General features: G+C 71.1%; 20 protein-coding genes and 1 pseudogene. 9 read left to right on the forward strand and 12 right to left on the reverse strand.

From position 1 onward, the window contains the following. The first annotated feature begins 41 nt into the window (after positions 1 to 41). Positions 42 to 1,667, forward strand: coding sequence for a D-aminoacylase (locus AB0A61_RS29380; RefSeq protein ID WP_361298661.1), 1,626 nt, complete (start codon positions 42 to 44; stop codon positions 1,665 to 1,667). 48 nt (positions 1,668 to 1,715) lie between these two features. Here AB0A61_RS29380 and AB0A61_RS29385 read toward each other — a convergent pair whose 3' ends face one another. Beyond that, on the reverse strand, positions 1,716 to 2,597 hold the full coding sequence (locus AB0A61_RS29385) for a serine protease (RefSeq protein WP_361298664.1): 882 nt from the start codon (positions 2,595 to 2,597) through the stop codon (positions 1,716 to 1,718). A gap of 150 nt (positions 2,598 to 2,747) precedes the next feature. Beyond that, positions 2,748 to 3,506, reverse strand: coding sequence for a hypothetical protein (locus tag AB0A61_RS29390; protein ID WP_361298667.1), 759 nt, complete (start codon positions 3,504 to 3,506; stop codon positions 2,748 to 2,750). A gap of 126 nt (positions 3,507 to 3,632) precedes the next feature. Between AB0A61_RS29390 and AB0A61_RS29395 the strand changes: the two genes are divergently transcribed. Together AB0A61_RS29395 and AB0A61_RS29400 are read left to right on the forward strand one after the other, a co-directional pair. Next, positions 3,633 to 4,844: a pyridoxal phosphate-dependent aminotransferase gene (locus AB0A61_RS29395; protein ID WP_361298670.1), complete on the forward strand. Its 1,212-nt coding sequence runs from the start codon at positions 3,633 to 3,635 to the stop codon at positions 4,842 to 4,844. 101 nt (positions 4,845 to 4,945) lie between these two features. Beyond that, positions 4,946 to 5,377, forward strand: coding sequence for a hypothetical protein (locus tag AB0A61_RS29400; protein WP_361298673.1), 432 nt, complete (start codon positions 4,946 to 4,948; stop codon positions 5,375 to 5,377). Positions 5,378 to 5,508: 131 nt separating this feature from the next. Here the strand turns inward: AB0A61_RS29400 and AB0A61_RS29405 are convergent, their stop codons facing one another. Further along, positions 5,509 to 5,697, reverse strand: a complete 189-nt coding sequence (locus tag AB0A61_RS29405; protein ID WP_361298676.1) for a hypothetical protein — start codon at positions 5,695 to 5,697, stop codon at positions 5,509 to 5,511. Between the two features lie 173 nt (positions 5,698 to 5,870). Continuing rightward, positions 5,871 to 7,703 (reverse strand): phosphoenolpyruvate carboxykinase (GTP), encoded by a 1,833-nt coding sequence (locus AB0A61_RS29410; protein ID WP_361298679.1) that lies wholly within the window; start codon positions 7,701 to 7,703, stop codon positions 5,871 to 5,873. A gap of 279 nt (positions 7,704 to 7,982) precedes the next feature. Between AB0A61_RS29410 and AB0A61_RS29415 the strand changes: the two genes are divergently transcribed. From AB0A61_RS29415 to AB0A61_RS29425, 3 genes are all read left to right on the forward strand, one after another. Beyond that, complete coding sequence (locus tag AB0A61_RS29415; protein ID WP_361298682.1) at positions 7,983 to 8,696, forward strand: hemolysin III family protein; 714 nt, start codon at positions 7,983 to 7,985, stop codon at positions 8,694 to 8,696. 268 nt (positions 8,697 to 8,964) lie between these two features. After that, positions 8,965 to 9,603 carry a TetR family transcriptional regulator gene (locus AB0A61_RS29420; RefSeq protein ID WP_361298685.1) on the forward strand — a complete coding sequence of 213 codons (639 nt, stop codon included), beginning with the start codon at positions 8,965 to 8,967 and terminating at the stop codon, positions 9,601 to 9,603. 33 nt (positions 9,604 to 9,636) lie between these two features. Further along, positions 9,637 to 10,368 carry a Mut7-C RNAse domain-containing protein gene (locus tag AB0A61_RS29425; RefSeq protein ID WP_361298689.1) on the forward strand — a complete coding sequence of 244 codons (732 nt, stop codon included), beginning with the start codon at positions 9,637 to 9,639 and terminating at the stop codon, positions 10,366 to 10,368. Positions 10,369 to 10,404: 36 nt separating this feature from the next. Here AB0A61_RS29425 and AB0A61_RS29430 read toward each other — a convergent pair whose 3' ends face one another. The 5 genes from AB0A61_RS29430 to AB0A61_RS29450 all read right to left on the reverse strand — a co-directional run bounded on the left by AB0A61_RS29430 (position 10,405) and on the right by AB0A61_RS29450 (position 19,184). Next, positions 10,405 to 12,816 carry a galactose oxidase-like domain-containing protein gene (locus AB0A61_RS29430; protein ID WP_361298692.1) on the reverse strand — a complete coding sequence of 804 codons (2,412 nt, stop codon included), beginning with the start codon at positions 12,814 to 12,816 and terminating at the stop codon, positions 10,405 to 10,407. Next, on the reverse strand, positions 12,813 to 14,000 hold the full coding sequence (locus tag AB0A61_RS29435; RefSeq protein ID WP_361298694.1) for a glycosyltransferase family 2 protein: 1,188 nt from the start codon (positions 13,998 to 14,000) through the stop codon (positions 12,813 to 12,815). The genes AB0A61_RS29430 and AB0A61_RS29435 overlap by 4 nt, the downstream gene beginning before the upstream one ends. Continuing rightward, the gene (locus AB0A61_RS29440) at positions 13,997 to 15,661 is read right to left on the reverse strand and encodes a phospholipid carrier-dependent glycosyltransferase (protein ID WP_361298697.1); all 1,665 of its coding nucleotides are present in this window, start codon (positions 15,659 to 15,661) and stop codon (positions 13,997 to 13,999) included. The genes AB0A61_RS29435 and AB0A61_RS29440 overlap by 4 nt, the downstream gene beginning before the upstream one ends. Beyond that, a complete protein-coding gene (locus tag AB0A61_RS29445; RefSeq protein ID WP_361298700.1) occupies positions 15,658 to 16,926 on the reverse strand; it encodes a glycosyltransferase in 1,269 nt (422 codons plus the stop codon). Before AB0A61_RS29445 ends, AB0A61_RS29440 begins: the two co-directional genes overlap by 4 nt. Positions 16,927 to 17,153: 227 nt before the next feature. Then, positions 17,154 to 19,184 carry a thioredoxin domain-containing protein gene (locus tag AB0A61_RS29450; RefSeq protein WP_361298703.1) on the reverse strand — a complete coding sequence of 677 codons (2,031 nt, stop codon included), beginning with the start codon at positions 19,182 to 19,184 and terminating at the stop codon, positions 17,154 to 17,156. A gap of 204 nt (positions 19,185 to 19,388) precedes the next feature. On the opposite strand from AB0A61_RS29450, the gene AB0A61_RS29455 reads away from it, so the two are divergent. After that, positions 19,389 to 22,589, forward strand: coding sequence for a tetratricopeptide repeat protein (locus tag AB0A61_RS29455; RefSeq protein WP_361298706.1), 3,201 nt, complete (start codon positions 19,389 to 19,391; stop codon positions 22,587 to 22,589). Positions 22,590 to 22,684: 95 nt separating this feature from the next. Here the strand turns inward: AB0A61_RS29455 and AB0A61_RS29460 are convergent, their stop codons facing one another. Continuing rightward, positions 22,685 to 22,924 (reverse strand): hypothetical protein, encoded by a 240-nt coding sequence (locus tag AB0A61_RS29460; RefSeq protein WP_361298709.1) that lies wholly within the window; start codon positions 22,922 to 22,924, stop codon positions 22,685 to 22,687. Between the two features lie 6 nt (positions 22,925 to 22,930). Next, on the reverse strand, positions 22,931 to 23,788 hold the full coding sequence (gene mca, locus AB0A61_RS29465; RefSeq protein ID WP_361298727.1) for a mycothiol conjugate amidase Mca: 858 nt from the start codon (positions 23,786 to 23,788) through the stop codon (positions 22,931 to 22,933). 224 nt (positions 23,789 to 24,012) lie between these two features. On the opposite strand from mca, the gene AB0A61_RS29470 reads away from it, so the two are divergent. Further along, a complete protein-coding gene (locus tag AB0A61_RS29470) occupies positions 24,013 to 24,411 on the forward strand; it encodes a DUF4307 domain-containing protein (RefSeq protein WP_361298712.1) in 399 nt (132 codons plus the stop codon). Between the two features lie 217 nt (positions 24,412 to 24,628). Then, positions 24,629 to 25,129 (forward strand): transcription elongation factor GreA, encoded by a 501-nt coding sequence (gene greA / locus AB0A61_RS29475; RefSeq protein WP_361298715.1) that lies wholly within the window; start codon positions 24,629 to 24,631, stop codon positions 25,127 to 25,129. Positions 25,130 to 25,198: 69 nt separating this feature from the next. On the opposite strand, the pseudogene AB0A61_RS29480 reads toward greA, so the two are convergent. Next, positions 25,199 to 25,408, reverse strand: a pseudogene (locus AB0A61_RS29480) (hypothetical protein); the annotation flags it as partial. Positions 25,409 to 25,511: the final 103 nt, after the last annotated feature.

Here is a 25,511-nt window from a genome sequence, read left to right on the forward strand (position 1 = left end):
GACGTCTTCCGACAGGCGTCTTCCGAAGGAGGTGACCGGTCGTGGATCAGCTCGTCATCCGCGACGCGGACGTCGTGGACGGCACCGGCGCGCCCTCGTACCGCGCCGATGTCGTCGTCGACCGCGGCGGCATCGTCTCGATCGTCAAGGAGGCCGCGGCGGCGGGCTGCCAGCGCCCCCGGGCGACCCGGGAGCTGGACGCCGAGGGCCTGGTCCTCTCCCCCGGCTTCATCGACATGCACGCCCACAGCGACCTCGCCCTGCTGCGCGACCCGGACCACAGCGCGAAGGCCGCGCAGGGCGTCACCCTGGAGATCCTCGGTCAGGACGGGCTGTCGTACGCGCCGGTCGACGACCGCACGCTGGAGGAGGTGCGCCGGGCGATCACCGGCTGGAACGGGTACGGCGACGACGTCGACTTCACCTGGCGCTCGGTGGGCGAGTACCTCGACCGGCTGGACCACGGCTTCGACGGCGAGGGCATCGCCGTCAACGCCGCCTATCTGGTGCCCCAGGGCACGGTCCGCGCGCTCGCCGTCGGCTGGGAGGACCGTGCGGCCGGCCCCGAGGAGCTGGACCGGATGCGCCGGCTGGTCGCCGAGGGGATGGAGCAGGGCGCCGTCGGCATGTCGTCCGGGCTCACCTACACACCCGGGATGTACGCACCGGACACCGAACTGACCGAGCTGTGCCGGGTGGTGGCCGCCCACGGCGGCTACTACTGCCCGCACCACCGCTCGTACGGGGCCGGGGCGCTGCGGGCCTACGAGGAGATGGTGGCCCTGGCCCGCGAGGCGGGCTGCCCGCTCCATCTCGCGCACGCCACCCTGAACTTCGGTCCGAACCGGGACCGGGCACCGGAACTGCTCGCGCTGCTGGACGACGCGCTCGCCGCCGGAGCCGACATCACCCTCGACTCCTACCCCTACACACCCGGCTGCACCACGCTCGTCGCGCTGCTGCCGAGCTGGGCGAGCGTGGGCGGCCCCGCGGAGATCCTCGGGCGGCTCACCGACGAGGACACCGCCGAGCGGATCCGCCGGCATCTGGAGCTCACCGGCTCGGACGGCTGCCACGGCGTGCCCGTGGAGTGGGGGACGATCGAGATCTCCGGTGTCACCGAGCCGTCCTTGGCGGGGTACGTCGGCCGTACGATCCGTGAGGCCGCGAACGCGCGGGGCGAGGCGCCCTGGACGACGGCGCGCCGTCTGCTCACCGAGGACCGGCTCGGTACGACGATCATGCAGCACGTCGGCCACGAGGAGAACGTGCGGGCGATCATGCGTCACCGCGTCCACACCGGCGGCTCCGACGGCATCCTCCAGGGGACCAAGCCGCACCCGCGCGCGTACGGCACCTTCCCGCAGTACCTCGGCCGGTACGTGCGGGAGCTGGGCGTGCTGTCGCTGGAGGAGTGCGTCGCGCACCTGACCGGGCGCCCGGCGGCCCGGCTGCGCCTGCCGGACCGGGGCCTGGTCCGCGAGGGGTACCGGGCCGACCTGGTCCTCTTCGATCCGGCCACCGTCGCGCCGGGCGCCACCTTCGAACGGCCGCGCGCCCTGCCGACGGGGATCCCGTACGTCCTGGTCGACGGCCGGTTCGTGGTCGAGGACGGGCGGCGGACGGACGTGCTTGCGGGGCGGGCGGTCCGCCGTACTCCGGTGTGACCGCCCGCCGTGCACCGCTCCCGCGTGCACCACTCCCGCCGAGCAGGGCTACGGCTTGGGCAGGGTGCAGCCGCTCGCGTTCAGGTTCAGCTTGTTGCCGGTGCCGAAGCACGCGGGGATCAGGTAGGTCTCCTCGGCGTAGTTGATGCCCTCGCGGACGGTGACGTTCCCGCTCGCGTCGACCTCGCACGGGTTGTCCACGGTGCAGCGCTCGCCGGCCTCGTTGCCGGTGTTGTTGACGGCGACGACCCTGCCGGTGGCCACGTCGACGACGGGCGAGCCCGAGGTGCCGCCGATGGTGTTGCAGGCGGAGGTGTAGCGGACCGAGTCCTTCCAGGTCCAGTCGCCCTCCTTGAGGCGGTAGACGAACCCGTCGATGTTGCAGCTGTAGATCCGCTGCCAGTAGCCGGAGACGACCTTGATGGCGGTGCCGGCGACCGGGTGCGTGTCGCTCACGGTCAGCGCGTTGATGCCGTAGGAGCTCTTGATCTGCGCGTAGGTGCGGGTGAGCTGGTAGATCGTGACGTCGGTGTCGGTCATGGTCGAGTAGGCGACCTTGCCGGCGCGCAGGGTCCCGACCCGGGTGCCCGCCGAGTTGAGCAGGCCGAAGGAGCGGCTGGAGGCCTGGTCGACGATGACCTCGCCGGGTGACGGGAAGCCGGTTTCCAGGCAGTGGCCGTTGGTGAGCACCAGCGCCGGGTCGCCGTCCGCGGAGTTGGGGAAGCGGATGACCGAGCCGGAGCAGTTGCTCAGCGCCACCGTGCCGGCGAAGTCGACGGCCCGGACAGTGGGCGTCGTGCTCCTGGCCGCCGTGGCCTTCGTCGCCGCGGCCGGTGCCGTGGCCCGCGTGACCGTGGCGGCGGCCGCCGGCGCCATGCCCGCCCCGGTGATCACCAGGGCCGCGAGCGTGGCAAGGAGAGGCTTGTTCATGTGGGGGTCCCCTCTTCGGACACGGGCGACCGGAGATCTTCCGGCCGCCTGTCTTGTCATGCGCATTGTGATGGCCCGAGGGGTGGCCCACAAGCAGTCGTATGCGATCCGCCGTTCGCCGAGGGGACGTCAATTTCCTTGCGCCGGCACTTACTTGGGCCGCTTGTTGGCGCCCCGGCCATGCCCCCTGCCGGCCGGGGCGCTCGTGACCGGCGCCGAGGTGGCCGGGGCCGGGGTGGCCGCGGCGGCCGAGGTGCCGGGCGCCGGGGTGGTCGCGGGCGGCGCGCTCCGGTCCCCGCTCCCCGACGCGGCCGGGGAGCCGACGGCACTCGCACTCGCCGGGGCGCTGCCGGACCGTCCGCCCCCGGTGTCCGGGACGCCCGCCCCGGCCGGACCGGCGGGCGAGCCGGTCACGGCGGAGGCGGTGGCCGTCCCCGCCGTCGTGTCGGCACCCCCGGCCGTCGGCCCCGTGCGCTCGCGCGCGCCCTGCGGCCCGTCCGAGGACGACCCCAGAGCGGAGAATCCGGCGATCACGGCGAGGGAGACCACCCCCGCCGCCCCGGCCACGAGGGCCGCCCGCCGCGAGCGACCGCCGCCGCGCTGCTCCCGCATCCTGCGCCCGCGCGGGCGGCCCCGGTGGCCCTGCCGCGCCTCAGGCACCCCCTCAGTCGCCTGGCGGCCGGGCGCGTCGACGTCCGGCACGGGGGGCAGCTCGCGCGTCTCGCCACCCGGCACCGGGGGCAGCTCCCGTGTCTCGTCGTACGCGTTCTGCCACCCGTGGGCGGCCGCCGGGTCGGCATACCCTTCGTACGCCGGAGCGGCCGCGGCCTGCGGGTGGTACACGTTCGGCGACCCCTGGAGCGCACCGCCCGCCGGCGGTACCCCGTGGGTCTCGGGAGGCATGGACATGGCCGGAAAGTCTAGGTACCCGAGGGGCTGATGAGACAGCTACCGGCGATAACAGTCCATACCGAACCGTCTCACGTGGCGGAAAACACGAGCCTTGGAGCGTTACCCGGCCGTAAGCTCCCTGACATGCAGGTGATCCAGTCGACCAAGCTCGCCAACGTCTGTTACGAGATCCGGGGCCCCGTGCTCGAGGAGGCGATGCGGCTGGAGGCGGCCGGACACCGCATCCTGAAGCTGAACACGGGCAACCCGGCGGCGTTCGGCTTCGAGTGCCCGCCCGAGATCCTCGAGGACATCCTCCGCAACGTCTCCTCGGCCCACGGCTACGGCGACGCCAAGGGCCTGCTGGCCGCACGCCGGGCGGTCGTCATGCACAACCAGACCCTCGGCATCGAGACGGACGTCGAGCACGTCTTCATCGGCAACGGCGTCTCCGAGCTGATCGTCATGGCGATGCAGGGCCTGCTGGACGACGGCGACGAGGTGCTCGTACCGGCTCCGGACTACCCGCTGTGGACCGCCGCCGTGTCCCTGTCCGGCGGCACCGCCGTGCACTACCGCTGCGACGAGCAGTCCGACTGGATGCCCGACCTCGCCGACGTGGAGCGCAAGGTCACCGACCGCACCAAGGCGATCGTCATCATCAACCCGAACAACCCGACGGGCGCCGTCTACGACGAGGCGGTCCTCAAGGGGCTCACCGACATCGCCCGCAGGCACAACCTGCTGGTCTGCTCCGACGAGATCTACGACAAGATCCTCTACGACGGGGCCACCCACACCCCGACGGCGGCGGTCGCGCCGGACCTGCTCACGCTCACCTTCAACGGCATGTCCAAGGCGTACCGGGTGGCGGGCTACCGGGTCGGCTGGATGTCCGTCTCCGGCCCCCGCGCGCACGCCGACTCCTACATCGAGGGCCTGACGATCCTGGCGAACATGCGCCTGTGCGCCAACATGCCGGGGCAGCACGGCGTGGTCGCCGCGCTGAGCGGGCGGCAGTCCATCAACGACCTGGTGCTGCCGGGCGGGCGGCTGAAGGAGCAGATGGACGTCGCCCACGACCTGCTCACCCAGATCCCGGGCGTGACCTGCGTACGCCCCAAGGGAGCGCTGTACCTCTTCCCGCGCCTGGACCCGAAGGTGTTCAAGATCAGGGACGACCGGCAGATGGTCCTGGACCTGCTGCGCCGGGAGAAGATCATGGTCGTCCAGGGCACCGGCTTCAACTGGCCCGAACCGGACCACTTCCGCGTGGTCACCCTGCCCACGGTCGGGGACCTGCGGGACGCGGTCGGGCGGATCGGCACCTTCCTGGACGGCTACGGCCAGACGTGACGCTCACCCTGGGTGCCCGAACGATCCGATTCGCGAACCGGCTCAACTTTAGACGCGTTCTAAGCTAGGATGGCTTCTGTCAGCGCACAGGAGGCCATCCCATGTACGAACCGATCCGCACCAAGTCGGTCCACACGATGGCCGGCACCACCTGCGACACCTCCGACTTCCCGCACCGCTCCCGCGAGGAGGAGCTGGACATCCAGCTCGCGGGACATCTCGCGGCGCTGCTCGCCGTCACGGACGAACTGCGCGCACTGACCCCCTCCGCCGACCTGGACACGGCCGCGGAACGGCTCGCCGGGCAGGTGGCCCGGCTGCGGGGAGGTCGTGCGCCGGTCCGTATGGCGACGGCCGACGCCCTCCGTGAGCCGTCGGCCCTGCACCAGCGGGCACACGCACTCGCCGGGCGCGCCCTCGTCGTGGCGGCGTCCCGGGCGGACACGGCGGCGGCGATTCTCGCGGCGGAGCGGATGGACGCGCACGCCACCGCGTCGGCCGTGCCGCAGGGACTGAGCAGCGCGACCCCGTAGCTCCACCCCGTAGCCCTCCGCCGAGGGCTTCCCAAGCGGCCCCGGTCCGCGTGCACCCGCAGCGACGCGCGGACCGGGCGCCATTGCACGGGCGTCGGACGAGGATCCGCAGAATCCGCAGACGAAGATCCTCAGATGAAAATGAAGAACAGGATCAGGATCAGGATCAGGATCACCACCGCCGTCGCGAGCCACCAGATCCACACATGCCGGTGACCGGTGCGGGGCCGGTCCTCGGGCCCTCCGCCGCGCGGACGGTCCTCCGCCAGGCGCGGATTCTCCGGACGGTCCTGCGAGTAGAAGTCGTTGCCGCCTGCCATGGAGCCGTCCCTCCTTCCCCTGGCGACGGCCGGGTACCCGAGGCGCACGAAGCCCTGCACAGCACGAGGGCCCCGCACGCCGTTGTGCGGGGCCTCGGGGTTGTCACCGCGGCCGGCCGTGACGATCGCTGGTCAGGGCACGGCGACCGGCCGCGGAGTCCTCAGCCGGGTGCTCAGCCCAGGCGCTCGACCAGCGCGCGGTACTGGTCCCACAGCTCCTTCGGCGTGTGGTCGCCGAAGGTGTTGAGGTGCTCGGGGACCAGGGCGGCCTCCTCGCGCCACACGTCCTTGTCGACGGTGAGCAGGAAGTCCAGGTCGGACTCGGACAGTTCCAGGCCGCTGGTGTCCAGGGCGTCCTTGGCCGGCAGGATGCCGATCGGGGTCTCGACGCCCTCGGCCCTGCCCTCCAGGCGCTCGACGATCCACTTCAGGACGCGGCTGTTCTCGCCGAAGCCGGGCCAGACGAACTTGCCCTCGTCGTTCTTGCGGAACCAGTTGACGTAGTAGATCTTCGGCAGCTTGGACTGGTCCTTGCCCTTGGCCACGTCGATCCAGTGGCCCATGTAGTCGCCCATGTTGTAGCCGCAGAACGGCAGCATGGCGAACGGGTCGCGGCGCAGTTCGCCGACCTTGCCCTCGGCGGCGGCGGTCTTCTCGGAGGCGACGTTCGCGCCGAGGAAGACGCCGTGGTTCCAGTCGAAGGACTCCGTCACCAGCGGCACCGCGCTGGCGCGGCGGCCGCCGAAGAGGATCGCCGAGATCGGCACGCCCCTGGGGTCCTCCCACTCGGGCGCGATGATCGGGCACTGCGAGGCGGGGGTGGTGAAGCGGGCGTTGGGGTGCGCGGCGGGCTCGGTGGAGTCCGGGGTCCAGTCGCGGCCCTTCCAGTCCGTCAGGTGGGCCGGGGTCTCCTCCGTCATACCCTCCCACCAGATGTCGTTGTCGTCGGTGAGGGCGACGTTCGTGAAGACGGAGTTGCCCCACAGCGTCTTCATCGCGTTGGCGTTGGTGTGCTCGCCGGTGCCCGGCGCGACACCGAAGAAGCCGGCCTCGGGGTTGATCGCGTACAGCCGTCCGTCCTCGCCGAACCGCATCCACGCGATGTCGTCGCCGATCGTCTCGACGGTCCAGCCGGAGATCGTCGGCTCCAGCATGGCGAGGTTCGTCTTGCCGCAGGCGCTCGGGAAGGCCGCTGCGACGTACTTCGACTCGCCCTGCGGGGGCGTGAGCTTGAGGATCAGCATGTGCTCGGCCAGCCAGCCCTCGTCGCGCGCCATGACGGAGGCGATGCGCAGGGCGTAGCACTTCTTGCCGAGCAGGGCGTTGCCGCCGTAGCCGGAACCGTAGGACCAGATCTCACGGGTCTCGGGGAAGTGCGAGATGTACTTCGTGGAGTTGCAGGGCCACGGCACGTCCTCCTGGCCGGGCTCCAGCGGGGCGCCGAGGGTGTGGACGGCCTTGACGAAGAAGCCGCTGTCACCGAGTTCGTCGAGCACCGGCTGTCCCATGCGGGTCATGGTGCGCATGGACGCGGCGACGTACGCGGAGTCGGTGATCTCGACGCCGAGCGCGGACAGCGGCGAACCGAGCGGGCCCATGCAGAACGGGACGACGTACATAGTCCGGCCCTTCATCGAGCCGCGGAAGATGCCGCCGTCCCCGTCCTTGCCCTGGAAGATCTCCCGCATCTCGGCGGGCGCCTTCCAGTGGTTGGTCGGGCCCGCGTCCTGCTCCTGCTCGGAGCAGATGAAGGTCCGGTCCTCGACCCGGGCCACGTCGGTCGGGTCGGATGCCGCGTAGTAGGAGTTGGGGCGCTTGATCGGGTCGAGCTTGCGGAAGGTGCCCTTCTGGACGAGCTCCTCGCACAACCGCTCGTACTCGGCCTCGGATCCGTCACACCAGACCACGTTGTCCGGCTGCGTCAGTTCGGCGATCTCGTTGACCCACGAGATCAGTTCCTGGTGGTTGGTGGGGATGACGGGGGGAGCCGCGATGTCGCGCGCCACGATTGCTCCTAAATGAGGGATTTTTGTCTTGTTCGCCCCGTGGGGGCTGCGACCCGGATGCTTCGTAGCCGCTCATCCGGTGCCGACCGCACTCATTTGATCATCCGATTCTAGTGCGCATCTGTCCAGAGGGCATCACAGGTGAGCGACGTGAGGAATCCCACGGTTTCCGTGATTCTTTGCGTCCATGTTGGGTTCAACGGAAGGACTTTTTGCGTTCCGGCCCGTCATCGCCGTGCGCTGACCCCCGACTTACGGTGCCGTAGGTACCATGCGCGCATGACTACGTCCGCCTCCGACGCGCCCCTGGACACGCCGGCCGCCGGCCGCGGTCCGGTCGCGCCCTCCCTGCCGCATCCGATCAAGCCCCGGCTCCGTGGCTGGCTGCACCTCGGCATGTTCCCGGCCGTACTCATCGCGGGCCTGGTGCTCACCGCCCTGGCCGACTCCACCCGCGGGCGGATCGCCTGCGGGATCTACGCCCTCACCGCCTGCCTGCTCTTCGGCGTCAGCGCGCTCTACCACCGGGGCAACTGGAGCCCTCGCATGGACGGCGTCCTGCGCCGCCTCGACCACGCCAACATCTTCCTGATCATCGCGGGCACCTACACGCCCCTGACGCTGCTGCTCCTGCCCCACGGCAAGGGCCGGTGGCTGCTGTGGAGCATCTGGGCCGCGGCGGCCGCGGGCATCGTCTTCCGTGTCTTCTGGGTCGGCGCCCCGCGCTGGCTGTACACCCCGTGCTACATCGCCATGGGCTGGGCGGCCGTCTTCTTCCTGCCGGACTTCCTGCGCACCGGCGGCATCGCCGTCCTGGTCCTGGTCGTCGTGGGCGGCCTGCTCTACAGCGCGGGCGGGGTCGTCTACGGCATCAAGCGGCCGAACCCCTCACCCCGCTGGTTCGGCTTCCACGAGGTCTTCCACTCCCTCACCCTCGCCGCCTTCGTGGTGCACTACGTCGGCATCTCCCTGGTGGCCTACCAGCACGCGTAACCCCCGCGCCCCCTTCCCGGCCACGGCTCACGAGCCGTGGCCATTTCACTATGCCGCGAATCACTTCCTATTGACAGGCCGTAGATTGTGAACGCTACTGCCATTTTTCATCGTCTCCGCCGCCTCGGCGCTCGGCCTGCCGCTCGGCCCGATCATCGGCGGCTGCCGCCCTGCCGGCGGCCGCGTTGCTTCCGGATACCGCGCCGGCCGGGCGCGACGAGGCCGACCAGGCCCCGGCGACGGCCTGCTCCGGATCCGATGCCGGACAATGAGCGTCATGACGGCCGCACGTTCCACGACCCCCGCCGACCGCCCCCAGTTGGGGCTGCGGGAGCGAAAGAAGATCAAGACCCGCGAGGCGATCCGCGCCGCGACGTACGCACTGGTCGAAAGGCAGGGGTACGACGCCACGACGATCGAGCAGATCGCCGACCGGGCCGAGGTGTCGCCGTCGACCGTCTTCCGCTACTTCCCGACCAAGGAGGACATCGTCCTCACGGACGAGTGGGACCCGGTCATCCTCGCGGAGTTGCGGACCCGGCCGGCGGACGAGCCGTGGCCGGCGTCCCTGCGGTACGTCATGCACCGGGCCGTCCAGCTGGGCATGAACGAGGACCCCGAGGTGTCCAGACTGCGGACCCGGCTGATGGTCGACGTGCCCGCGGTGCGCTCCCGGATGATGGAGAGCATGTCGTCCACCGGACGCATGCTCTGCCAGGCCATCGGCGAGCGCACCGGCCGTGACCCGGACGGCCTGGAAGTGCGGGTGTACGCGATGTCCCTCATCGGCGGCCTGATGGAAACCTCGATGTACTGGGCCGAGAACGGCCACCGGGAGGACTTCGAGGACCTCCTCGACCGCACCCTGGATGTCCTCGAGAACGGCCTGCCCGCCGAAAACCGCTGAGGTCCCACCCCTTCCCCGTGCCATCCTGGCCGGGTGAACGGTCCCGAGATCCACGTCGAGTTCGCCCCCGGCCTGCGCCTGTTCGTCCCGCACGCCCGCCGCCGGGGGGCCACGCCGGTCGTCACCGACGGCGTCTCGACGCTCGGCCATGTCGTCGAGTCCCTCGGCGTCCCGCTCACCGAGGTCGGCACGCTGGTGGTGGACGGCCACGAGGTGCCGGTGTCGCACGTCCCGCGGGCGGCGGAGACCGTGGAGGTACGTGCCGTCGAACGTCCCCAGCAGGTCCCGGGCGCTCCCCTGCGCTTCCTCCTCGACGTCCACCTCGGCACGCTGGCCCGCCGCCTGCGTCTGCTCGGCGTCGACACGGCGTACGAGTCGACGGACATCGGCGACCCGGCGCTCGCCGCCCGCTCGGCGGCCGAGAAGCGGGTGATGCTCAGCCGCGACCGGGGGCTGCTGCGCCGCCGTGAACTGTGGGCGGGCGCCTTCGTCTACAGCACCCGCCCGGAGGACCAGCTCCGCGACGTCCTCGACCGCTTCCGTCCCGAGCTGCGTCCCTGGACCCGCTGCACCGCCTGCAACGGCCTGCTCAGGGACGCCACCAAGGACGAGGTGGCCGCTCAGCTCAAGCACGGCACGCACCGCACGTACGACGTCTTCGCCCAGTGCCGTGACTGCGGCCGCGCGTACTGGAAGGGCGCCCACCACGACCAGCTGGAGGCGATCGTGGAACGGGCGTTGACCATGCGCACCCAGGGGAGCTGAGCACCGGAGCGCTGCTCGCCCCGGGTGCGGTGGTCCTCAGCGGCGCCCGACGTCCTCCTGGTCGCAGGCGACACCGTTCCGGTTGCGGTCCAGGCCCAGTGGGTCGTCGCCGCCGTTGACCTTCAGCCGGCCGTAGTGGTTCTGCCGAAGCCAGGCGCAGCGGGCCGCGGCCGTCTTCCTCACCTCGGGCGGGAAGACCGTCGGCACACAGACGTTGACGGAGCCGTAGTGGCGGTCGCAGCCGGAGACGGCCGGGCCGACCTGCTGTGCGGTGCGCTTCCTGGCGGGTCCGGAGACCTTGCCGGACAGGGAGCCGGCGAAGGAGTGGATGTGCGGGGACGCGGTGGCGGCGCCGAGGGCCGCCGGGCCCGTCAGGTGCACCCACTTCGCCACCGACGGCACCCCGGCCGCGTCCACCGCGAAGAGCATGTACCAGCCGGGCGGCGCCAGGTTGGGATTGCTCGTCACGTTCAGGTCGACGTTGTTGCCGTCCACCGACAGCGGGAGGTCGACGAAGCGCTGGTTGGGGTCGGAGGAGTGGGTGACCGCTGCCGGGCGGATGAGTTCCGCCTTGGCGATCGGGCGGTCGACGGTGATCCGCTGGGTGTCGCCGTACCTCCACTCCTGGTTGATCAGCGAGGTGATCGTCGGGCGGGTGCCCTGGTAGAGGTAGGGCGGGGTGTAGATCGACACGTTGTGGTTCCAGGTGCCGTTGCCCGGGTTGTCGCCGGTGGCCATCACGCGGCCGTCGGGCAGCAGGAACGCCGAGGAGTGGTAGCCGCGGGACTCGGGGTCGGCGGCGACGGGATCGAAGGTGTTGGTGCCCGGGTCGTAGATCGAGGACTCGTGCACCGGGTCGGCCCGGTTGTGCAGCGCGCCGCCCGTCTCCAGGACCTTGCCGTCGGGCAGCAGGACGGCGGAGACGTACATCTTGCCCTGGTCGCCGGTCTCCGGCCGCGGCCCGTTGCCGAGGTCGACCGTGCCCTGCGGGATGGGCGGCCCGGCGACGTAGGACGGGTCGGCCCGCTTGAGGTCGATCAGGTCGGTGAGGCGGTTCGCGTCCGGGTTGGAGTCGATGTTGCCGCCGCCGAGGGTGAGGACCTTCTGGTCCTGCGCCGGGGGCAGCAGCACGCTCGCGGACTGGTCCCGCTCGTCCTTGTTCCGCAGCCCGGGAATCTGCGTCACCGTGTTGGCGCCGTAGTCGTAGACCGCCGAACCCGTGCCCGGGATGTTGTTGCCGAACACGTGGCTGCCCGAGTAGAACAGCCGCCCGTCCTGCATCAGGATCATCGACGGATACAGACCCCAGTAGGACCAGGTCTGGTTGACCTTCCACAGGGGCAGCCACTGCTGGTCCCGGTCGGACCACAGCTCGTTGGTCACCGAGCCGGTCGAGTCCTCGCGCAGCCCGCCGAAGGAGATCACGTCCCCGTTGCCGAGCTCGGTCGCCGACGGGTACCAGTGGCCGTCGTTCAGGTCGTTGGTCCTGCTGTAGGTCTCGGTCCTGGGATCGAAGACGTACGAGTCCCTGAAGCCCTCGTAGCCGTGCCCCCCGGCGACCGGATACGCCTTGTTGCCGCTCATCACGAGCACGCGCCCGTCCTGGAGTTGCACGTGCCCGGCGCAGAACATGTCCTTCGGCGTGGGGATCACCTTGTAGGTGCCGTTCGCCGGGTCGTAGACCGCGGAGGTGAAGGTCCCGGCGATGAAGTTCTCCTCGCTGTTGCCGGAGCCCGCGATCAGCAGCACCTTGCCGTTGTCGAGGACCACGGAGTGCATGGAGCGGACCGGGTTCTGCGTGGGCAGCACCGACCAGCTGCCGTTCGCGCACTGGTCGGCGGTGCCGGTGCACCGGGCGGGCGGAAGCGTGTCCGGTACCTGGTCCATGGTGTAGTCGTCGGTGGTCGCCGAGCCGGTGCCGTAGACGGAGACCCCCCAGGTGATGCGGTCGGTACCGGACGGGATCTCGGGGGTGCGGACCGTGGCCCGGGTCCAGTCCGGCTGCATGTCCAGGGTCTTGAGATCGGTCCAGTACTGCCAGCCCGCGGTGGCGTCGTGCCGGAAGAGGGTGATGTTGGCGTCGGGTGTCGTGGTCTTGTACCAGAGCCCGAGGTCGTACTGCTTGCCGACGGTCACCACCGGCGCGCACTCGGTGGACTCGGTGATCAGCGCCTTGCGGTCGCCGTCGCCCCGGCGGGTCAGCGTCACCTTCATGGCCTTGGCACCCGAGTGGGCGTCGGAGGTGGTCTCGAAGCCGAAGTCGTTGTCGCCCCAGCCGGACTTCTCCCAGCAGTACGGCAAGTCGGCGCCCGCCCCGGTGCCCGCGGTCTCGAAGCCCGGGTTCCTGACGAGGTTGGCGGCCTCGGCACTGTGCGGCGAGGTCAGGAGCAGACCGGCGGTCAGGGCCCCCACCCCGACCAGCGCGGTCCGTCTGCGGTGCTTGTTCACGCGGCTCTCCTGGAGGTTGTGCGACCCCCGCGGCGCGGCAGGTAGACCAGCGCTTCGGTCCCGGCGAAGCGCAGGACGAACGTCGTCACCAGCGCGAGTGCGGTGGCCGGCAGGGCGCCCATCCCCAACCGGTCGACGAACAGCGCGATCAGCGGGATGCGCAGCACCAGATCGGCGTTGGCCAGCAGCGCGAACCGGCCCAGGCGGTCCCACCAGCGCCGGTGCGCGCGCCGGTCGCGGAACAGCAACTGCTCGATGAGCAGGAAGTTCCAGGCGACGCCCAGCTGGTTGGCGACGATCTCGGCGGGGACGTAGTGCATCCCGAGGACGGTGAAGGCGTACAGGCCCAGCAGGTTGGGAACGAACCCGCTCGCGCCGATCAGGCCGAAGACCACCATGCGTGCGACCGGCGAGGCGGTGCGCAGGCCGAGCAGATGGCGCAGGAAGCGGAATCCCTCCCGCGCGGTCGACTTGGACTCCCCCGCGAACCGGTCCTGGAAGACGAAGGGCACCTCGGTGACCTCGCGGGGACGGCAGCGCACGGCCAGCTCCAGGAGGATCTTGTAGCCGAGCGGCTTCAGTGCCTCCGCACTCACCACGCTCCGGCGGATCGCGAAGAACCCGCTCATCGGGTCGCTGATGCCCCGCAGCCGACCCGGGAACAGCGCCTTGGTCAGCCAGGTCGCCCCGCGCGAGACGGCCACGCGGTAGCTGCCGGCGAGCCCGGCCCGGCTGCCGCCCTTGACGTAGCGGGAGGCGACGACGAGCCCGGCGCCTGTCCGTTCGCCGGTGCCGACCAGCTCCGGGACGAGGGCGGGCGGATGCTGCAGGTCGCCGTCCATGACGACGATCCAGTCCGAGGAGGCGGCCTTCATGCCCTCGACGACCGCCCCGCCGAGCCCGCCCACCGGCTCCCGGCGGTGCAGCAGGGTCACCGGGAACGGGCAGTCCTGAGCCGCCTGCCCGATGACCTGGGGCGTGTCGTCGGTGGAGTCGTCCACGAACACCACCTCGCACGGCAGCCGGGAGGGCACGGACTCGGTGATCCGCCGCAGCAACTCCCGTATGTTCGCCGACTCGTTGAAGGTCGGTACGACGATGGTGACGGCGCCCGGCTCGGGTATCTCGGTGGTGCGGACCGACGGGTCGCCGAGCTCGCCGGGGACGGTGGACTCGTGGCTCATCGGGTGCCTCCCGCGGTCTGCGGCTGGATCCGGCGGATCTCGATGCGGTCCGCTCCGGTGCCGAAGGTGGCGACCGGAGTGGAGTGCCGGATGGCGTTCCGGACGTTGGGCAGGTCGCGGGCGTCACGGCGTACGGTCGGGGAGGCGACCACGTAGTCCACGTCCTGCCAGCCGCGCGGCATCGTCTTCGTCACCGCCGGGTCGAGGTCGGCCTTGTAGAACCAGACGGCACCGAGACCCGGCCGGTACCCGGCGTGCACCAGGTCCAGCCAGAGGGCGTCGTCGACGAGGACGCGGGTGTCCTCGGGATGCTCGACCTCGCTGCCGAGCCACGCCGACGCGGCCCGGTAGGGGGCGTTGGCGTCGGCCGTGACGGCGGTACGGTCGCCGTCGTACCAGCGGGGGACGACGCAGGCGCCGGCGGCGAGGGCCAGGACCGTCGCGAGGGCGTACCGCCCGCCGGTGAGGATCCGCCTCTCGCCCTCCGCCCGCCACCGGCGCAGTACGAGGTGCGTCACGGAGGCGGCTCCTCCGGCCAGCACCAGGGCCAGGAACGGCAGCGCCCCGATGACGTACATGGCGGGCAGGTAGCCGTTGGGCCGCAGGGCCACGGCGGCGAGGATCGCCACGGTCAGGGCCGGTCCGGCCAGCGCGCGGGCGGTGACCGACCAGCGCCAGGTCACCAGCAGCAGCAGCGCGCCGGCCAGACCGCCGAGGGGCAGGACGCGGTCGTAGTACAGCCACGAGTGCAGCACCCCCCACGAGCCGGAGCCCGCGTCGAGGATGAAGCCCGAGCCGGGCCTGGTCATCTGGTAGGTGAGCCCCTCCCACAGCGACACATGGCCGCTGCCCGGGAACAGCTCGCCCTTCAGCAGCGCGAACAGCGGGTAGGACAGGCCGATCAGGGCGCACGCGGTGACCGCACCGGTCAGCGCGAACTTGCGGGTGTCGCGGTGGCTGTGCCGCCACATCGTGACGAACAGCGCGGGCAGCACGACGAGCATCGTCTCCTTGGTGAGGACGCCCGCCGCGGCCGCCAGCCCCGCGCCGAAGTGGTGCCACAGGTGGCGGCTCGGCGAGGCGGCCAGGGTGAACGCCAGCAGCGTCCACATCACCGCGATGTTGTCGAGGAAGATCTCCCGCTGGAGGACCACGGCCAGCGGCGAGAGCCCGAACAGCACCATGGCGAGCCCGGCCGCCCAGCGGGGCAGTGCGAGCCGGCGGGCCAGGACGTGGACGAGCACCGCGCTGACCGCGCTGACCAGCAGCATCGCCACCCGCATGGTGCCGACCGTCATCGCACCGGGGCTGATCGCGGACGGGATCCAGGTCAGCAGGGCTATCTGGATCCAGCCGAGGGGCGGGTGGTCGTACCAGTACGTGTAGTGGGCCAGGCCCCTGCCGTGCTGGACGGCCCAGGCCTGGGCGAGGTAGGTGCCCTCGTCGTCGCTGAGGGTCGGGTAGTCGGCGATGTTCCAGCCCTGCACGACCAGGATCGCCACGAGGATCGCGCCGCACAGCAGAAGGTCCGGGCGCAGGGAGCGGAAGCGGCCCGGCGGCGGGCCGGGCGGTGTTGTCCGACCGGTCGAACCGGCTTCCGGCACAGGCCGGCGCTGCGCGGGGACCTGGGCACCGGTCGCCGCGGGAAGTGTGGAGGTCACGCGGCAACGTCCTCTCGGATCACGGCGGTTTCGGTGAGGTGGGCGCCCACGTGCGTGGTCAGCTCCCAGTCGTTGCGGCCGCGTTGCTCGCGCCACACGGCGCGGATCGCGGCCCCCGCGAGGAGGACCTGGTAGAAGGGCCCGCCCACGACGAGCTTCACGTAGTGGACGAGACGGACGCGCAGACCGTACTGCCGGCCGAAGTCGTGCAGGCCGACCACCTCGAAGACGAAGGTGACGGCCGCCGTGACCAGCGGCAGGAAGGTGAGGAAGGCGATGCCGACCGGCACGTCGAGGAAGAGCGCGATCGCCGCGTTGAGCGGGATGACCACGCCGGAGAACGCCTGGAGGAACGGCGTCATCAGGGTGTAGCGGGCGAGCAACCGCTGCCGGAATCCCGGCAGTTGCCGCCAGTCCTTCTTCCGGTAGACCTGCAGGAACCCCTGGTTCCAGCGGGTGCGCTGCTTCAGCAGCGACATCAGTGTGCCCGGGGTCTCCTCGCGGGTGACCATGTCGGAGTCGTAGGCGACGACGACCCTCTTGCCGACGCTGGACAGCCGGACGCCGAGATCGCAGTCCTCGGCCAGGCAGTCGGGGTCCCAGCCGTCGGCTTCCCTGAGCACGTCGGTCCGTACGAAGACGGTGTTGCCGCCGAGCGGGATGAACCCCTTCTGCGCGTGCAGGTGCAGCCGGGAGCGGAACCAGAAGAAGTACTCCAGGCAGTTGCGCAGGCTGTACCAGCTGGAGTGGAAGTTGATCAGCTGCACCCCGCCCTGGACGACGTCCGCGCCGGTGGTGCGGAAGGCGTGGTCGACGTGCGCGAGGAGCTCGGGGTGCACCTGGTCCTCGGCGTCGAACACCCCGACGACGTCGCCGCGGCAGTGCGGCAGCGCGGTGTTCATGGCCTTCGGCTTGTTCTTCTTCTCGTGGGTGTCGACGACCACCCGGACCCGCTCGTCGCGCTCCGCGGCCCGGGTGGCGACCTCGGTGGTCTCCGGGTCGTCGTGCCCGACGATGACGATGATCTCGAAGTCGGTGTGCGTGGACGTGAGCAGCCGCTGGATGGTGTGGTCGAGCACGGCCTGCTCGTGCCGCGCGGGCAGCAGCAGCGAGAAGGACAGGTGCTCGTCGCCGTCCGGTCTGCTGAACCGGGTGGAGGCCAGCACCTCCGGCGTGCGCCAGGCGTGCATCTGCCACCACAGGGTGAAGGCCGCCATCCAGAACAGGGCCAGCGAGACGGCGGCAACGAAGACGGACGTCAGCAAACAGATCCCCCCAGATCTCAGAAACCCCCTGTCACGCACGGTAGTTGTGCGCCGCGCGCGTCACCCTGGAGAGGTTATGAGTGGTCCGTGAAGGGCACCGGCCAGTTCAGTGAAGAGCGTGTTTCGTCACAATGAGGCTCCTGAGTGAGCAATACCGACTCTGGTCACGTTCGGGACAGTTGCGTCCATGGCGTGTCGGCCCTCGGCTGGTCGGCCGTCATAGCCGGTCAGCTGGTCAGCGCCGCGCGCAACCGCTCCGGGTCGGTCGTCGGGGTGTCACACGTGAAGTTCCGGCAGACGTACGCCGCCGCCGCACCGCCCACGAGGGGACGGCCCTCGAGAAGCGGGAACTCGTCACTGTCCGTGGTGCCGTACGCCACGACCGCGCCGGGAGCGGTGCCCAGAAGTGCCGTACGGCGCAGGGCCCTTGCGGAGGCGTCGTCGAGTGAGGGCCCGATCACCGCGACCTCGCGCGGCCCGTCCAGCAGTGCCTCGGCCACGGCCAGGCCCCAGCCGATGAAGCGCGGGACGCGCGGGCCCAGCGCCCTGACCACACCCAACGCCTTCTCGGCCGCGACGCGATGGGACTGCGAACCGGTATGGGCCGCATGGCTCAGCAGCGCCCCGGCCGCGGCGGTCCAGCCGGAGGGCGCCGCGTTGTCGGTCGGATCCTGGGGACGGCGGATCAGCTGCTCCGCGTCCGCGGCGGTGTCGTACAGCGCACCGGAGTCGTCGGTGAACCGGTTGAGGACGTGGTCGAGCAGCAGCCCCGCGAAGTCCAGCCACACCCCCTCACCGGTCACCGAGCCCAGCGCGAGGAAGCCCTCGGCGACGTCGGCGTAGTCCTCCAGCACGCCCGCGTTCGGTCCGACACGGCCGTCCTTGCTGGTACGGGACAAGCCGGCGTGCTCGTCCATGTGCAGCCGTACCAGGAGATCGGCGGCGCCGACCGCGGCCTCCACCAGGTCCGGGCGGTCGAAGTACGCACCGGTCTCGGCGAGGGCGGCGATCGCGAGACCGTTCCAGGCGGCGACGATCTTGTCGTCCCGGCCCGGAGCGGGACGCCGGGAGCGCCGCTCGAACAGCCGGCTCCGCACCGACGCGACCTGCTGCGCGTCCAAGACCCCTTCCAGCTGCGGAAGTTGCAGGACGGAGGCGCCCTGCTCGAAGGTGCCCTCCTCCGTCACACCGAAGTACCGTGCGGCCAGTTCGGCGTCCTCCTCGCCGAGCACCTCGCGAAGCTCCGCGGGAGTCCAGACGTAGTACGCCCCCTCGACGTGCCTGCCGGTGCCGTCGTCGCTGTCGGCGTCGAGCGCGGAGGCGAAACCGCCCTCGGCGGTGCGCAGTTCGCGCACCATGAAGTCGGCGGTCTCCAGGGCGACCCGGCGCGCGAGGTCGGAACCGGTGGCGCGCCACAGGTGAGCGTAGACCCGGCACAGCAGCGCGTTGTCGTACAGCATCTTCTCGAAGTGCGGCACCACCCAGTCCCGGTCGACGGAGTAGCGGGCGAAGCCACCGCCGAGCTGGTCGTAGAGGCCGCCGCGCGCCATCCGCTCGCAGGTGTCCCGCGCCATCTGCAGGGCCCCCTCGGCACCCGTACGGGCGTGGTGGCGCAGCAGGAACTCGATCACCATGGACGGCGGGAACTTGGGGGCGCCGCCGAACCCGCCGCGCTGCGGGTCGTACTCGCGGGTCAGACCGAGCAGGGCCTGCGCGAGCTCCTGCTCCCCGGGGGCCTCGGTGCCGCCGAAGTTCACCTCGCGCCCGGCCAGCTCCCGCACGATCTTCTCGGCGACTTCGGTGACCTCCTCCCGCCGGGTGGCCCAGGCCTGCCGCACACCCTCCAGCACCTGCCGGAAGGAGGGCATGCCGTGGCGGGGGGCGGGCGGGAAGTAGGTACCGAAGTAGAACGGCTCGCCCTCGGGGGTGAGGAACACGGTCATCGGCCAGCCGCCCTGCCCGGTGGCCGCCTGCACGGCCTCCATGTAGACGGCGTCGACGTCGGGACGCTCCTCGCGGTCGACCTTGATGCTGACGAAGTGCTCGTTGAGGTAGTCGGCGGTGGTCCGGTCCTCGAACGACTCGTGAGCCATCACGTGACACCAGTGGCAACTGCTGTAGCCGACGCTGAGCAACACCGGTTTGTCGCTCCTGCGGGCCTCCTCGAAGGCCTCGCCCGACCAGGGCCACCAGTCGACCGGATTGTCGGCGTGCTGGAGCAGGTACGGGGACGTCTCATGGGCCAGTCGGTTCGGCATAACCCCATCCTGCCTCACCGGTGCCGGCCGGGCACGGACCGTGACACCGGCCCGACGCTCCGCCACCGGTACGGCGCTTTCGGGAACCCCCGGGCCCCGCCGGCTCGCCCAGCCGCCCATCCGGTGATCGCCGCCCTCTCGCATCGGCGCCCGGCCCGAAGGACACTCATAGACAAAGGAGTTGCCGCCGGAGGGGGACGGGACATGCGGGACAGTCATCGGGGTGAGGCCGAGCGCTTGCTGGGTCGGGCCGTGGAGGAGGAGGTGCGCCGCTCGGGCGGGCGGGTGGACGGTGCCGTCCTGCTGTCCCGGGCCCGCGGCGCGCTGGACGCCATGGCCGAGTCGGCGGCCGAGGAGTACGACGCCTACACCCGGGCTCTGGACGAGACGGAGGCCGGGCAGCTCACGTTCGCGCAGCGGTATGCGAAGGAGGGCGCCGGAACCCCTTTACTGGTGGCTGTCGTTGCGGCGCTCGCGGCCGCCGTCGCCGACGTGGCGCTGGGCACCGACGCGGGCACCGCCGTCGGCGCGGGTGTCACCGCCGGTGTCGTCGGCGCGGCGGCCACCGTGGTGAAGGTGACCGCCGCCCATCTGCCCGCCGCGCACCACCGCGCGGGAGCGGCCGGCCAGCCCGGCGGCCCGGAGCAGCTGCGCCTGCAGTGGCTCACCGCCCTGGAGGTGCGCGGCATCCGCCCGTTCCTCGATCAGCAGCGGGTGCTGAGCGCCTCCACCGGCCCGAAGAAGACGGCGCCCCGGCTGCGCGGCGCGGACAAGAGCGCGGCGGCCCGCAGGCGCAGTGTGCTTGAGCAGTCCTTCGGCCAACTGCCCGAGCCGGTGGGCGCGTTCGCCGGGCGGCGGCAGGAGATGGCGCGGATCCGGCAGTGGGTCCAGGCGGGCCGGGCGAGCACCCACACCCGGCCGACCGTCGTCGTGCTGCACGGGGCGCCCGGCTCCGGCCGCAGCACCCTCGCGGTCCGCGCGGCACACGATCTCAAGGACCAGTTCCGCGGCGCGGTGGTCGTCGACCTGCGCGGGGACAGTCCAACGGAGCCGCCGCTGCCGACCCGGGACGCCCTGCTGCACCTGCTGAACCGGCTCGGCGCGCCTCGCGAGCAGCTGCTGTTCCGCGAGCGCTCCTCGCCCGAACAGCAGGTCAAGCGGCTGGCCGAGCAGTACCACCAGCATCTGACGGCTCTGCCGGTCACGATCGTGCTGGACGACGCCTGCGACCCCGAGCAGGTCCGCGCACTGGTCCCCGAGCACTCCGACAGCCTGGTACTGGTGACCGCGCGCACACCCCTGGAGCTGCCGGCCGAGCTGCTGGCCCAGGTCCACCAGCTGCCCGTCCAGGCGCTGGACGCGGCGGGTGCGGAGGAACTGCTCGGCGCGGTGGCCCAGGACGGCTCGGGACCGTACGACGCGGAATCGGCCGACCGGATCCGGGAGCTGTGCGGCGGCCTGCCGCTGGCGCTGCGGGTCGCGGGCTCGTGTCTCGGCCCGCGCTCACCCCGGCAGCTGGCCTCGGACCTCGGGGCGTACGGCCCGGTGGAGCCGGTCGAGCGCGTGCTGTGGCTGCGCTACACCGACCAGCCGGAGCAGGCCCGACGCCTGCTGCGGCGACTCGCCCTGGCCGGCCGTACCTCGCTCGGTGTCGCGGCGGCCGCCGCGCTGCTGGCCACGGACGAGGCGGAGGCCACCCGGCAGCTGGTGACGCTCGACCGGTCCGGCCTGATCGACCATGTACGCGGCAATCGCTACCGCCTGCACGACCTGGTGCGTTCCTTCGCCCACGCCCGCCTGCTGGACGAGGAGGAGCCCGCCGAGCGGGCGGCGGCGCAGGAGCGGCTGATCGTGAACTACGCGGAGCTCGCCGACTCGGTGCTGCGTCTGGTCGACGGCAACATGTCGACCCGGTCGGACCGCTTCAGCCCGCACGGCTTCACCTCGCTCGACGAGGCGCTGCGCTGGCTGGACGACGAGTCGAGCTTCATCACGGCGGCTCTCAGGCACGCCGAGGGTGTGAACCAGGCGGCCGTGCTGAACCTGCTCGGCGCGCTGTGCGACTACTGCCTGCTGCGCGGCGACCTGTACCGCCTGGGCGAGATCAGCGAGCTGACCCAGGCCGTGGACCAGGGTCTGCTGGTCCGGTCGGTGCAGTGGCGTACCGGTATCGCGGCCCGTCAGCTGGGCGAGCTGGACAAGGCGCGCACCACGCTGACCTCCGTGGTGGATCTGTACATGCAGGCCCATCACGACGCCGGCGCGGCCCGCGCCCTGACCTCCCTCGGCATCACCCTGCACCACCAGGGCAACCTCACGGAGGCGGCGGCCAAACTGCGGGAGGCCCTCGATCTCCAGGCGGTCCCGGAGCTGTCGACCGACCGTGCCTGGACCATGCACGCGCTGGCTGCGGTGGAGCGGGACCGGGCCCATCTGGCGGAGGCCCTGGACCTGCTGACGCGGTCCTTGGTGCTGCACCGGGAGGGCGGCTCGGTGCACGGTGAGGCCTGGGCCCACTTCCAGCTGGGCCAGTTGGCCCTGCGGATGGGCGACGTACCGCGGGCCGAGGCGGACCTGCGGCAGGCCCTGGAGCGCTACGGCCGTACCCGTGACGCCCGCGGCGAGGCCTGGGCCATGACCCAGCTGGCCCGGGCCCGCCTGGTGGCCGGTGACGGGTCGCAGGCGGTGGACGGGCTGCGGCAGGCGGCGGCCCGGCACCGGGACAACGAGGACGTGCGTGGCGAGGCCTGGACGCTGTACTACCTGGGCCAGGCGCTGGAGGAGACCGGGAATCTGGACCAGGCGGTGCGGGAGCTGGAGCGGGCCCGCACGATGTTCTCCCGTATGCGGGACGTCTACGGTCTGGCCTGCGCGCGCCATCACTCGGCCCGGGTGACCCGCGACCAGCGGGCGGCGCAGACGGGCTCCCTGCGCAACTCCGGCTTCGCCCGCCAGCTGCTGGTGGACGCCCGCGCCGACTTCCAGCGCATCGGTGTCGCCCATGGCGAGGCCTGGACCTGCCTGGAGCTGGCGGTGGTCGACGCGGGCAACGCGCGCACGCAGCAGGCGCTGGCGCTGTGCGACGAGGCGGCGGGCCTGTTCGGCTCCTACGGCGACCGGCGGGGCGAGGACTGGGCCGGCTTCCTGCGCTGCACCCTGCTGCCGTATGCGGCGCCGGGCGGCGTGGAGGTCGGTACGGCGGTGGCGCAGGAGGAGCTCGGCCGGCTCGTCCGCGCCCGTCACCCGCTGCGCGACGAGAAGCTGGACGACTACGCGGGGGCCTACCAGCTCCTCCTGGAACGCGGTGTGAACCTGGAGGCGGGCTGGCAGGCCTGGCGGCTGGGCATGGTGCCGGACCGGCACGCGCGCGAGGTGATGGGAGTCGCGGTGCCGGCCGGGCAGTGAGGACGGCCCTGCGCGACCGCCCTGCGTGACGGCCTTGAGTGACGGCCCTGCGCGACCGCCCTGGGTCCGGTGTCCGCCCGGTGCGTCTGCTGTCGTCAGCCCCGGTGGGCCTTGGGGTCCGCCGGGGGTGCCTTGGACTCCGCCTTGGGGTCCGGGCTCTCCTTGAAGTCCACCTTGCCCATGTGGCGGTTCATGGACTTCATCAGGGCCCACACCGCCAGGGCCATCGCCGCGAAGACGATGAAACCGAGGACGCCAGGGGTGACCTTGTTCTGATCGACCTCGGCGAGGGTGACCAGGTGCGTCATTGCCAGGCTCGCGCTCATGTCAGGCATTGTCCCTCAGGACTGCCGGATACCCGCAAAGAGGTCGTCCTCGGGGAGCGAGGTGTCCACGAGGGACTTCGCGAGCTCGTACTCCTCCGTCGGCCAGACCTCCTTCTGGATGTCCATCGGCACGCGGAACCAGCCGCCGTCGGGGTCGATCTGGGTGGCGTGCGCGATCAGCGCCTTGTCGCGGATCTCGAAGAAGTCGGCACAGGGGATGTGCGTGGTGAGCGTGCGGTCCTTGTGGCCCGACTGGTCCCAGCGCTTGAGCCACTCCCCGTAGGGCGACTCCAGGCCGCGCTGGAGCAGGGCGTTGTGCAGCGCCTCGGTGCGGGGGCGGTTGAAGCCCTGGTTGTAGTAGAGCTTCAGCGGCTGGTACGCGGGACCGAACTCCGCCTCCGGGTACTTCTCCCTGTCGGCCGCGCCCTCGAACGCCACCATGGAGATCTTGTGGGTCATGATGTGGTCCGGGTGCGGGTAGCCGCCGTTCTCGTCGTAGGTGGTGATCACCTGCGGACGGAACGAGCGGATCTGCTTGACCAGCTCGCCGGCCGCCTTGTCGACGTCCTCCAGGGCGAAGCAGCCCTCCGGCAGCGGCGGCAGCGGGTCGCCCTCCGGCAGCCCCGAGTCGACGAAGCCGAGCCACTCCTGCCTGACGCCGAGGATCTCGCGGGCCTCGTCCATCTCCTTCTTGCGTACTTCGTGGATGTGCTCCTCGATGTAGGCGTCGCCCTGGAGCTTGGGGTTGAGGATGGAGCCGCGCTCTCCGCCCGTGCAGGTCACCACCAGCACGTCCACCCCCTCGGACACGTACTTCGCCATGGTGGCCGCGCCCTTGCTCGACTCGTCGTCGGGGTGCGCGTGCACAGCCATCAGTCGCAGCTGCTCAGTCAAGGCTCAATCCTCAGGTCAAGTCGGCGCCCGGTGTCGGCGGGCGTTCAGCAGTTGCCGTCCCCCTCGGGGCCATCATCCCGGGGTGACGGTCGTGCGGTGGGCGGGGGCTTCTATAGTGACCGAATCGGGGGGCGAATAATTCCGGGGCACGGCTCCGGGAGCCTTCGCGGGACCCTCGGCCCGCCCCTGCGGAGAGGACGATCATGAGCACGGCGAGCACCCGGCTGCCGGAGGGCCGTTACGGCCGTTCCTCGGACGAGCGTGCCGACCGCAGGCTCAGGATCGCCGGCGTCGTGCTGGGGGCGGCCCTGCTCGCCCTCGTCGGCTACTTCGCCTACCACTACGTCGGGCAGAGCAGGATCAGCGCCCAGGTGATCGCCTTCCAGGCGTCCGACGACGCCGTGCAGGCGCATCTGGAGGTCCACAAGGACGCCGGGGTCCGCGGCTACTGCACGCTGCGCTCGCAGGCGGCGAACGGCGACGAGGTGGGCCGGGCGGACTTCCGCTTCGACGGGCACGCCACACGGATCGACCAGGTCGTCACGCTGCGTACGACGTCCCGGGGCACGACGGCCGAGCTGCTCGGCTGCCACGCGGACTGACCACCGGCCCTCCCCGCCCCGGCCCCGGCCCCGGCCCCGGCCCCGGCCCCGGCCCCGAAAATACGTACCCGCTGACCTGCACCGACGTGATTCTGATGGCTTATGTCCTCCCCCTTTGGCCGCTGAATTGTTAGGCTCGTGGTTTCGCCCATCCAAGAGGGAACATTCTTCTGGGTAGGGCGATGCTTTGTATTCCCAGTACCGACGAGGAGCACCTGTGACCCAGACCAGCGAGAACGTCACCTGGCTGACCCAGGAGGCGTACAACAAGCTCAAGAATGAGCTTGAGCACCTTACTGGTCCTGCGCGCACGGAGATCGCAGCCAAGATCGCGGCCGCGCGCGAGGAGGGCGACCTGCGCGAGAACGGCGGGTACCACGCGGCCAAGGAGGAGCAGGGCAAGCAGGAGCTCCGTGTGCGCCAGCTGACCCAGCTCCTCGAGAACGCCCAGGTCGGGGAGGCCCCGGCCTCCGCGGACGGTGAGGTCGCGCCGGGCATGGTCGTCACGATCGCCTTCGACGGCGACGAGGACGACACGCTGACCTTCCTGCTGGCCTCACGCGAGTACGCGAGTACCGAGATCGAGACCTACTCGCCGCAGTCGCCCCTGGGCGCCGGCGTGATCGGGCACAAGGTCGGCGAGGACGCGGAGTACGAGCTGCCCAACGGCAAGAAGGCCTCGGTGAAGATCCTCAAGGCCGAGCCGTACTCGGGCTGAGACCCGCACCCACGCCCTTCGCGAGCCCCCGGCGCCACTTTCCGCACCGGGGGCTCAGCCATGCTCGGGTCACGCCGCTGCCGAGCAGTCCCCTGGAGCTCCCCCCATGTCGTGATGCATGAGGGTCAGCCCTTGGCGAGGAGTCCGCGGCTGCGCAGCACCCATCGACTCGCCGACCATGCCGGCGGTGAGGGTGGTCCCGTCGTGGGGGTCGATCAGGATGAAGGAGCCGGTGCGGCGGGAGTCGGCGTAGGAGTCGGCGGGCAGTGGTTCGGTGGTGCTGGTCATGACTAGTGCCCCGGCAGGCAACGTTCGCCCGTCAAGGAGTGACGTCCGGTGCGTGCTCTCGGCGTGCCGGCCGGAAGTCCTCGTACTGGACGTA

Source organism: Streptomyces sp. NPDC046197 (genome assembly GCF_040646295.1).
Lineage (GTDB): Bacteria > Actinomycetota > Actinomycetes > Streptomycetales > Streptomycetaceae > Streptomyces.